The organism is Thermosulfurimonas sp. (genome assembly GCF_015491435.1).
Lineage (GTDB): Bacteria > Desulfobacterota > Thermodesulfobacteria > Thermodesulfobacteriales > Thermodesulfobacteriaceae > Thermosulfurimonas_A.
Window position 1 is genome coordinate 1 of the sequence record NZ_WFVX01000103.1, and the last position, 8,818, is coordinate 8,818.

Sequence of the window (8,818 nt, forward strand, 5' to 3'; positions counted from 1 at the left end):
GGGCCGGGCCGAAAGAGCCGCAGGAAGACCAGGGCCGCCAGCAGGAAAAAAAGCCCCAGCAAGGCCCAGGCCAGGGACCCGGGAAGATCCCTCCGGGGCCTGCGGGAAGGGGTTTTGCGCCGGGATCGGGCCAAATCTTAATACCGGATCTTGGAGATATTGGGCAGACTCTTCAGTATCTTCAGGGCCTCCCGCAGCTGGAAGTCCTTGCTCAGGAGTTCCTTGGCCGTGGGAGAGACCTTTTCCTCTTTGGATTGCTGGGGATTTTCCAGGTGATGGGCCAGGTCCTTCTCCCGGATTACGGGATGGGTCTTATGCAGACACTCGGGTTTCAGTTCGGGTATCTCTACATCCGGTTCGATGCCCTCGGCCTGAATGGACCGCCCGCTGGGGGTGAAGTACTGTGCGGTGGTGAGACGCACCGCCGAACCGTCCGGAAGGGGAATGATGGTCTGAACCGAACCCTTACCGAAGGTCCGGGTCCCCACGATGACCGCACGATGATTATCCTGCAGGGCCCCGGCCACGATCTCCGAGGCCGAAGCCGAACCGGCGTTTACCAGGACCACCAGAGGATAAGCGTGTTTCCGGGTATTGGGATGGGCCTCGAACTTGAAATTCTGATCCTTCCGACGCCCCTTGGTATAGACGATCAGGCCCTGATCCAGGAATTCATCCGCCACCCCCACCGCGGCGTCAAGAAGCCCTCCGGGATTATTGCGCAGATCCAGAATGAGCCCCTTGAGATGCTGTTTCTCCAGATCCGCGAGAGCCGTACGCAGTTCCGAGACGGTCTTCTCCTGAAAGCTGGAGATACGCACGTAGCCGTATCCGGGCTCAAGCATCCGATAGCGCACGCTCTTGATGGGGATGACATCCCGCACCAGGGTGATGTCCTTGGGGGCCTTGAAGCCCTCGCGGAAGATGGTGATGGTAACCTTGGTGCCCTTGGGCCCCCGGAGTAGTTTTACCGCCTGGATCAGGCTCATACCCTTGGTGGACTTTCCGTTGATCTTGATGATCCGGTCGCCGGACTTGAGACCGGCCTTCCAGGCCGGGGTCCCCTCGATGGGGGCCACCACGGTGAGAAAACCGTCTTTAATGGTGATCTCGATCCCTATCCCGGTGAAACTACCCTTGGTTTCGATCTGGAGTTCCTTGTAATCGTCGGGGGTAAGGAAGGAGGAATGGGGGTCCAGATTGGAGAGCATACCCTTAATGGCCCCATAGACCAGCTCCTTGGTGGTTACCGGCTTTACGTAATTGTCCTCCACCAGTTCCAGCACCTGGGAGAAGAGTTTCAGGGCCTCGTAAGGGTCCTGCGGGCCCTTCTGTTTGGCCGACGCGGGAAGACTCGCCCCCCAGAAGACCAGATTCACCCAGAGAAGGATCACCAGCAGTTGCTTCCTCATCTCCTACCTCGCCAGTTTAAGTTCTCGAATATTTAACCATTCCAGGGGATTCTGCGGTTTTCCCCTGTAACGCAGTTCGTAATATACCCCACTGGGGCCAAAAGGGGAGGCCCCTACCCTTCCCAGGACCTCTCCGGTGGAGACCTCCTGACCGGGGAGGACCTTCACCTCGGAGAGCCCCCCGATAAGGGACACGAAACCGTATCCGTGATCCAGGACCACCATCTGCCCCTGACCCTGGATCCACTTGAGACGGGTGACCCGGGCGGCAAAGGGGGCCCGTACCCGGGTTCCCACCCGGGCCCCGATGAAGATACCCGGACTAAAGGAGATCTTTCCGGTAAAAAGGTCCCGGTCCAGACCGAAGAACCTCAGGACCGGCCCGGAGACCGGAGGCAGAAGATAGCCTTTAACCTCAAAGAGGGGGCGCAGGCGCACCCGGGGGTGCTGCACCGGCGGAGGGGAGGAACGCTGCTTTTTGAGTTTCTCCAGTTCCCGGCGGGCCTCCTCCACCTGTCGGCTCAGGGCCTCGATCTCCCTGCGGGCGGCCAGAAGGACCTCCAGGGCCTCCCGATAGAGACGCTTGTTCTCCCGCACCCGCTGAAGCAGGATCTCCTTCTCCTGACGGGCCAGAAGGAGTTCGTGGCGTTTGTCCTCCCTCAGTTCTTTCTGGCGCATGAGCTCCCGCAGCATCTCTTCCTTTTCCCGTTTCAGACGCAGAAGTTCCGCCCGCAGGGTATAGAGATCCTTGAGTTTCTCGCTTTCGTTCTGAATGATGGTGCGAAGATAACTCTCCCGGCGCAGGAACTCGTTGGCCTTACTGGGTTCGAAGAGGAGATTCAACCAGAGGGTTCGATACAGGGTGCTGAAGACCGCGATCTCCCGGCTCAGGTTTTCCCGGAGGGTCCTTTCGCGGCAGGCGAGATCCTCCAGTCTCCGGTTCAACAGGGCGATCTTCTGCTGGGTGGCGGCGATCTTCCCATCCAGAACCCGGATTTCCTCTCCCAGTTTGGAGATCTCCCGGGCCAGGTCTTCCAGTTCCCGGAGGATGGATTTTTCCTTTAGGGTGGCCTGGGTCAGGAGATGTCTTTTCTGGATAATCTTCTCCTTGAGGGAGGAAGCGGCGCCGGCCCTCCCGTTCAGGAGAAGTAACGCCGCACCGAAAACCAGGATACCAAAGCGGAAAAGAATCCCACCCCTCCTACGGTAAGGATCAGAAATTGCCAGGGTAAACCCTCCCATCGGAAGTCCACAAAGGGCCATAGCCCCAGAAGGGCCCGGTCCAGATAGGTCTTAAGGGCCCCGAAGAGGAGACAGGCCAGAAGCCCGGCCCCGAGCCCCACCAGAAAACCGGCCAGCACCTTGGGACGGGCGATATAGCCCGGCGTGGCCCCCAGGAGATAGAGGACCTCTATCTCCTCGCGTTGTTTCTCCAGGGTCAGATGGATATTCACGGCCATGAGAAAGGCCAGAGAGATTAGAAGGAAGATGCCGCTAAGGAAGGTTAGCCTCTTTACCAGCTGACTCAGGTTATAGATGCGCCCGAGCCAGCTCCGGGCGTACTGGACCTGCAGGACCCCGGGAAGTTTCTGGATCTCCGGCACCCGGGCCCGGGCCCGCTCCAGATCCCGCAACGGATCGTGGAAGACCACCTCGAAGAAGCTGGGAAGACGGGAAAGGTCTATCTCCTCCAATACATCGGGGTTGGTGCGGAAGATGCGTCTCAGTTCGGCAAGCACCTGGGGCTTTTTTACCAGGCGGATCTCCACCACCCCCGGCAGAGAGGCCAGGGCCTTGCGCACGGCCTGCCTCTGCTGAGGGGAGACGCCGGGTTCCAGATAGACGGTAAGGGCCAGCCCCCGCGCGGCCCGCCGGGAAAAGGAATAGAGATTGTAATAAAAGAAACTAAAGAAAAGGAGCACAGACACCGCCACCGCCAGGATAAAGAGGGTCATGAGATAGGCTCCCCGGTTGAGCCCGAATTCCCGCCAGAAGCGTCTAAACATCTCCCTCCACCAGCCTTCCGCCCTTGAGGGTTAGAACCCGACGATGGCGCCCGCGATAGAGGCTTTCGTCGTGTGTGGCCACCAGCACGGTGATTCCCTCGGCATTCAGTTCCTCCAGGATCTCCAGGATCTCGCGGGTCCGCTGGGGATCCAGATTCCCGGTGGGCTCGTCGGCCAGAATGAGTTCCGGCTCGCGCACCACCGCCCGGGCGATGGCCACCCTCTGCTTCTCTCCCCCGGAAAGGGTCTCCACCCGGGCCTTTTCCTTCCCGGCAAGCCCCAGGCGCCTGAGCCAGGGATAGACCCTCTGATAGGCCTCGGCCGGGGAAACCCCCAGGATCTCCAGCCCCAGATAGATATTCTCAAAGACCGTTTTGTCTGGAAGGAGTTTAAAGTCCTGAAACACAAAACCCATTCTGCGCCGCAAACGGATCAACTCGGTGCGGGAAAGACTCCCGTATTCCCGGCCCCCGTAGTAGATCTTTCCGGAGGAGGGCCTTTCCAGCCCGAAGATGAGATTGAGAAGGGTGGTCTTTCCGGCCCCGCTGGGCCCGGAGATGAAGATAAACTCCCCCTTCTCTACCTCCAGATCCACCCGATCCAGGGCCTGAATATAAGGAGGATAAATCTTACTTACCCTTTCCAGGCGCAGAAGCGTGGCCATTTATCCGGTTTTCCTCCCCGCGATCCTCTGCTATTATACTCGTGGAAACCGGTAAGAGAAGGGGCTCTGCATGGCCAAGATAGACGCTTTTCTCAAGCTCATGGTGGATACCGGGGCTTCGGACCTCCACCTTTCCGCAGGCAATCCCCCCATCCTTCGGGTCCACGGCGACCTTCAGCGGGTCAAGTACAAGGTGCTGGACAACGAAGAGCTCCGGGCCATGCTCTACGAGATCACCCCGGAGGAAAAGATCAAACAATTTGAAGAGACCGGCGATGTGGACTTCGGCTTCGAGGTCCCGGGGCTGGCCCGTTTCCGGGTGAATTTCTTTCAGCAGCACCGGGGGGTGGGAGCGGTCTTCCGCCTCATTCCCAGTCAGATCCGTAGCATCGAGGAACTGGGGCTGCCCCAGATCCTCAACCGCCTGGCCCTCCTTCCCAAGGGGCTGGTGCTGGTAACCGGGCCCACGGGTTCGGGAAAATCCACCACCCTTGCGGCCATGGTGGATTACGCCAATCGCATGCGCAAGGACCATATCCTCACCATTGAGGACCCCATCGAATTCGTCCATAAACCCAAGAGCTGCCTGGTGAACCAGAGGGAGGTGGGGGTGCACACCCGCTCCTTTGCCACCGCCCTTCGGGCGGCCCTGCGCGAGGACCCGGATATCATCCTGGTGGGCGAAATGCGGGATCTCGAGACCATCTCCCTGGCCCTGGAGGCGGCCCTTACCGGGCATCTGGTGCTCTCCACCCTGCACACCATCTCCGCGGCACAGACCGTGGATCGGATCATCGAGATCTTTCCGCACGAGCAGCAACCCCAGATCCGTTCCTCCCTCTCCGAGTCCCTGCGGGCGGTGATCTCCCAGACCATGTTCAAACGCATAGACCGACCGGGGCGGATCGTGGCCCTGGAGATCCTCATCGCCACCCCGGCGGTGCGGAATCTCATCCGGGAGGGCAAGACCTACCAGATCCCCTCCATCATCCAGACCGGGCGCAAATACGGCATGATCTCCCTGGACGACTGCATCATGGACTATCTCCAGAAGGGGTACATCAGTCCGGAGGAGGCCCTGAACAAGGCCATAGACAAGAGCCGGTTCATGCCCTTCGTGAAAAAGGCCGAACTGACCGATTTTACGGAGATACCGGGATGATTCGAGAGATAGACATAAGCGAACTCATAGGGGCTCTGGCCCGGGTCCACGAGAGGGTCAGCGACATCCTGATCGTGGCCGGGCGTCCCTTCCAGGTGGCGGTGGACGGACGGCTTCGTTCCGTAAACCTGCCGGACTGGCCGGTGGAAAGGTTGACCCCGCTGCAGACGGAAACCATCGCCTTCAATCTCCTGCATCGTAATCCTCGCCTTTTCGAGGACCTGATCCGTACCGGGTCCGCGGATCTTTCCTATCGTTTGCCGGATGGGACCCGTTTCCGGGTGAACATCTACTCCCGGCAGGGCAACTACAATATCGTCATGCGCAAGCTTCCGGCCCGGGTCCCCTCCATTTCCGAGCTGGGGCTGCCCCAGGCCTTTTACCGTATTGCCCAGGAAAAGAGCGGCATCGTGCTGGTCACCGGAGCCACCGGTCAGGGAAAGACCACCTCGCTGGCGGCTATCCTCAACGAGATCAACGAGCGCGAGGCCGTGCATGTGGTCACCCTGGAGGATCCGGTGGAATACGTGCATACCTCGAAAAAGGCCACCTTCAGTCAGCGAGAACTGGGGACCGATTTCGACAGTTTCGCCAGCGGGCTGCGGGCGGCCCTGCGCCAGGCCCCGCAGGTCATCCTGGTGGGAGAAATCCGGGATCGGGAAACCATGGAGATCGCCCTGGCGGCGGCGGAAACCGGACACCTGGTGCTCTCCACCATGCATACCGTGGGAGCCGGGAACACCATCAATCGTATCCTGGGCTTCTTCACCATCGAGGAAGAACATCAGATCCGGGGGCGTCTGGCCGACTGTATCCGGTGGATCGTGGGGCAGAGGCTGCTTCCCAAGGTGGGGGGTGGCCGGGTGGCCATCTTCGATATCCTTTACAACAATATCCGGGCCCGGGAGATCATCCTCCGGGGCGAGGAGGAGGGCAAGACCTTCTACGACGTAATGCGTCAGGGAAGCCCCTATCACATGCAGACCTTTGACCAGCACATCATCGAACTCTACCGTCAGGGCTTGATCACCGAGGAAACGGCCTTAGCTTATTGTATCAGGAGGGACCTGGTGGGGCGGGAAATAGACCTGATCAAGGCTTCCCGGGGCGAAAAGACCTCCGAAATAGAACTGGAAAAACTCTCCCTGGATCTGGACGAGGGGAATCTTCGGTGGAAAAGGTAGAGTTCGTCTGTGAGAAATGTTCCCGCAGGTATCGTTTACGCCGACCGGCCGAGGAAATCAAGGGAGAGGTCCTCTTCTGCCCGGAATGCGGGGGCAAGCTCCTCCGGGCTTCGGCCAGACCCCCGGCTGCGGAAGCGTCCACGGGAGAGATCGGCGGCCTGGAGGACTTCCTCCTTTCCGGTCCGGTAGCCCTTTTCTTCTGGGACCTTCCCCGGCCCTCGACCCCGGTGGAAAAGACCCTGGAAGCAGCCGGTTTTTCCCTGCGCAGGTTCCGATCAGTGGATGAGTTGCGCAAATGGCTACGGATCCTGGTGCCCCAGGTGCTCCTTTACGGCACCGAGGATCGCGAGCTGGTCTCGGCGTGCGAGTCCCATCTGGGTCAGGACCTTTCCATGGAGGAATACCGGCGCATCTTCCGTATCTGGGTCTCCTCCCATTATCGCACCCTTGATCCCCGTGAGATCTTCCTTTCCGGCATGCATCTGGTCTGTCAGCCCGAACATCTGGACCGTTTCGAGGAGATCTATGCCCGGGCCCGCACCTACTGGGAGGGTCTCTATCGACCCTATTACCAGAGTCTAAAGGAGGTCAAGCCGGTATGATTCGCAAAGCTGTCCTTCCGGTGGCCGGGCTGGGGACGCGCATGCTCCCGGCCACCAAGGCCATCCCCAAGGAGATGCTCTGTCTGATTAATAAACCGGTGATCCAATACATCGTGGAGGAGGCCGTAGCCGCCGGGATCAAGGACATCATCTTCGTGGTCTCCCGGGGAAAGGAATCCCTGCTGGACCACTTCGATCTGGACCCTGAACTGGAGGCCGAACTGGAGGCCAAGGGCAAGCAGGATCTTCTGGCCGAGGTGCGTCGCACCTCCAACCTGGTGGAGAATCTTTCCGCCGTGCGGCAGAAGAAACCCCTGGGGCTGGGGCATGCCATCCTGGTGGCGGCCCCTCTGGTGGGAAACGAGCCCTTCGGGGTCCTTCTGGGCGACGACGTGGTGGATGGAGAGGAACCCGCTCTGGGGCAGCTCATCCGGGTGGCCGAGGAACTCAAGGCCTCGGTAATCGCGGTGGAACGTCTGCCGCGGGAGGAGATCCATCGCTACGGGGTTATCGCCGGGAGCGAGGTGCGCGAGGGACTCTATCGGCTCGAGGAGGTGGTGGAAAAACCCCGGCCGGAGGAGGCCCCTTCGGATCTGGCCATCCTGGGGCGTTACGTCTTTTTCCCGGAGATCTTCACCTATCTCGAGAAGACGCCTCCCGGGGCCGGGGGCGAGATCCAGCTCACCGATGCCGTTTCGGCCATGGTGCGGGACGGTCATCCGGTCTATGCCCTGGAGATAAAAGGCACCCGCTACGATACCGGAAATCCCGAGGGGTTCATCAAAGCCACTCTGGCCCTGGCCCTAAAGGATCCCCAGCTGGGACCGAAGGTGAGACAATTCCTTAAGGCCTGGCTTTAATCGGGGTGTTCTTTTATCGGGTAATCCTGCCCCTTCCCCTGAAAGAGCCCCTGATTTATGCCTCTTCCCGGCCCCTATCCCCGGGCAGCCGGGTGGTGGTGCCGCTTAAGCGGCGTCGCCTGGTGGGGGTGATCCTGGAATCCATCCCCGAGGGGACGGAGCTTCCGGCTGAGGTTCGAGAGATTGAGGATCTGCTAGACCCCGAACCCCTTCTCTCCCCGGAACTCCTGCACTTCCTGCGCTGGTGCTGGGAATATTATCTCTGCCCTCCCGGGGAGATGGTGCGCCAGGCCTTCCCCCCGGGGTTCTTTCGGGAACTCAAGCGCCGGGTTCGCCTGAGTGCGGCGGGACGCCGGGCCCTGCGGGAGGGTCGCCTTCCGGAGGGATGGTCCGTTCTCACGAGGCCCCGTCTGATCCGGCGGGTCCTGGCCGAAGGGATTATTCCCTCGGCCGGGGAAATCGAACGTCTGGTAAAAGAGGGGCTCCTGGAGGAGGTGGAGGATCAACGCGGGCTTCAACCTCCGATGGAGGAATGGCTGGAATTCGTGGGGGAGGAACCGCTTTCCGAGGGCGAAGAGATCCTCCGGCGCCGGAAGCGCTGGCCCCGGCGGCTCCTGGAGGAGGAATTCGGCCGGGAGGAGGTCCGGGCCTGGATCTCCTCCGGAAGGGTGCGCCGTCTCCGCCTTCCGCGTCTGCGCAAGGGCCCGGTGCTGGGAGATCTCTCCCTCCCCGAACCGGATTCGGAACAAAAACGGGTCATCGGGGAGATTCGCCAGGCCCTGGGCCAGGGGTTCCGGACCTTTCTTCTTCACGGGGTTACCGGAAGCGGGAAGACCCTGGTCTATCTAAAGGTGGCCGAGGAGGCCCTGGCCCAGGGGAAGGACGTGCTGGTCCTGGTGCCGGAGATCGCCCTCACTCCGTATGTGGA

At 60.6% G+C, this 8,818-nt stretch carries 9 protein-coding genes; 5 read left to right on the forward strand and 4 right to left on the reverse strand.

Going from position 1 to position 8,818, the window contains the following annotated elements:
* Window positions 1-137: 137 nt before the first annotated feature.
* Genes F8J34_RS04585 through F8J34_RS04600 form a run of 4 tightly spaced genes read right to left on the reverse strand, consistent with a single transcriptional unit; the run spans window position 138 to window position 4,082 of the window.
* Window positions 138-1,412, reverse strand: coding sequence for a S41 family peptidase (locus F8J34_RS04585; protein WP_297056830.1), 1,275 nt, complete (start codon window positions 1,410-1,412; stop codon window positions 138-140).
* 3 nt (window positions 1,413-1,415) lie between these two features.
* Complete coding sequence (locus F8J34_RS04590) at window positions 1,416-2,654, reverse strand: peptidoglycan DD-metalloendopeptidase family protein (protein ID WP_297056831.1); 1,239 nt, start codon at window positions 2,652-2,654, stop codon at window positions 1,416-1,418.
* Window positions 2,552-3,418: a permease-like cell division protein FtsX gene (locus tag F8J34_RS04595; RefSeq protein WP_297056832.1), complete on the reverse strand. Its 867-nt coding sequence runs from the start codon at window positions 3,416-3,418 to the stop codon at window positions 2,552-2,554. Before F8J34_RS04595 ends, F8J34_RS04590 begins: the two co-directional genes overlap by 103 nt.
* Window positions 3,411-4,082, reverse strand: a complete 672-nt coding sequence (locus F8J34_RS04600; RefSeq protein ID WP_297056833.1) for an ATP-binding cassette domain-containing protein — start codon at window positions 4,080-4,082, stop codon at window positions 3,411-3,413. Before F8J34_RS04600 ends, F8J34_RS04595 begins: the two co-directional genes overlap by 8 nt.
* 70 nt (window positions 4,083-4,152) lie before the next feature.
* Here F8J34_RS04600 and F8J34_RS04605 point away from each other — a divergent pair, with 70 nt between their 5' ends.
* From F8J34_RS04605 to F8J34_RS04625, 5 genes are all read left to right on the forward strand, one after another.
* Entirely contained in the window at window positions 4,153-5,244 is a 1,092-nt protein-coding gene (locus tag F8J34_RS04605; RefSeq protein ID WP_297056834.1) for a type IV pilus twitching motility protein PilT, read from the forward strand.
* Window positions 5,241-6,428 (forward strand): PilT/PilU family type 4a pilus ATPase, encoded by a 1,188-nt coding sequence (locus tag F8J34_RS04610; protein ID WP_297056835.1) that lies wholly within the window; start codon window positions 5,241-5,243, stop codon window positions 6,426-6,428. The genes F8J34_RS04605 and F8J34_RS04610 overlap by 4 nt, the downstream gene beginning before the upstream one ends.
* Window positions 6,416-7,030: a hypothetical protein gene (locus F8J34_RS04615; RefSeq protein ID WP_297056836.1), complete on the forward strand. Its 615-nt coding sequence runs from the start codon at window positions 6,416-6,418 to the stop codon at window positions 7,028-7,030. The genes F8J34_RS04610 and F8J34_RS04615 overlap by 13 nt, the downstream gene beginning before the upstream one ends.
* Complete coding sequence (gene galU / locus F8J34_RS04620) at window positions 7,027-7,890, forward strand: UTP--glucose-1-phosphate uridylyltransferase GalU (RefSeq protein WP_297056837.1); 864 nt, start codon at window positions 7,027-7,029, stop codon at window positions 7,888-7,890. The genes F8J34_RS04615 and galU overlap by 4 nt, the downstream gene beginning before the upstream one ends.
* A 5-nt stretch (window positions 7,891-7,895) precedes the next feature.
* Window positions 7,896-8,818, forward strand: a 923-nt coding sequence (locus tag F8J34_RS04625) for a DEAD/DEAH box helicase family protein (protein WP_297056838.1), incomplete at its 3' end; no start/stop codon positions are given.